Annotated in this window: 1 protein-coding gene; it reads left to right on the plus strand. The window is 63.8% G+C overall.

Features of this window, described 5'->3' with window-relative positions:
* Nucleotides 1-20: 20 nt before the first annotated feature.
* The coding region (locus ABIA30_RS27385) for an acyl-CoA dehydrogenase family protein (RefSeq protein WP_370071353.1) at nucleotides 21-1,150 on the plus strand (1,130 nt) is incomplete at its 3' end.

Below are 1,150 nucleotides of genomic sequence, written 5' to 3' on the forward strand. Positions count from 1 at the left end.
TGACCGTCATGGACTTCGGGTTGTCGGGTAGGGCGCGGGATTATCAGGGCAGGCTCATCGAGTTCATGACGGAGTTGGTGTTTCCGGCGGAGGCGTCTTATCACGCCTATCGCGAGGAAATGGGGCCTGGCGATCACACGGTGCCGCCGGTGGTCGAGGAGCTCAAGGTCAAAGCGCGCGAGCGTGGGTTGTGGAATTTGTTTTTGCCTGATGAGTCGGGGTTGAGCAATCTGGAGTACGCGCCGCTGGCCGAGATTTCCGGGTGGAGCATGGAGATCGCGCCCGAGGCGATCAACTGTGCGGCCCCGGACACCGGGAACATGGAAACCTTGCATCTGTTCGCTAGTGCCGCGCAGCGTGCGCAGTGGCTCGAACCGCTGCTGGCCGGTCAGATCCGCAGTGCGTTCGCGATGACCGAGCCGGCGGTGGCCTCTAGTGATGCCCGCAATATCGAGACCACGATGCTGCGCGATGGCGCCGATTATGTGATCAACGGGCGTAAGTGGTGGATCACCGGGGCCGCCGATCCGCGCTGCAAGATCCTGATCGTGATGGGCCGCACCAACCCGGAGGCGGCCTCGCATCAGCAGCAGTCGATGATCCTGGTGCCCACCGACACCCCCGGGGTGCACATCGCACGGTCGTTGCCGGTGTTCGGGTGGCAGGACCAGCATGGGCACTGCGAGATCGTGTTCGACAACGTGCGGGTACCGGCAGAGAACTTGCTGCACGAGGAAGGGTCGGGGTTCGCGATTGCGCAGGCCCGTCTGGGTCCGGGGCGTATTCACCATTGCATGCGGGCGTTGGGGGCTGCCGAGCGGGCGTTGGCGTTGATGATCGAGCGGGTGCAGACCCGTATCGCGTTCGGTAAGCCGCTCGCTGAGCAGGGGGTGGTGCGTGAGTCGATCGCCCGCTCGCGCAATGAGATCGATCAGGCCCGCCTGTTGTGTCATAAGGCGGCCTGGACGATCGATCAGAAGGGCAACAAGGCTGCGGCGACCGAGGTGGCGCAGATCAAGTCGGTGGCCCCGCAGGTGGCTTGTGATGTGATTGATCGGGCCATTCAGGTCCATGGTGCGGCGGGGGTTTGTGATGATGTGCCGTTGGCGCGGCTTTACGGTTGGCATCGGGCGATGCGACTGTTCGACGG

The organism is Mycobacterium sp. MAA66, assembly GCF_041261665.1.
Lineage (GTDB): Bacteria > Actinomycetota > Actinomycetes > Mycobacteriales > Mycobacteriaceae > Mycobacterium.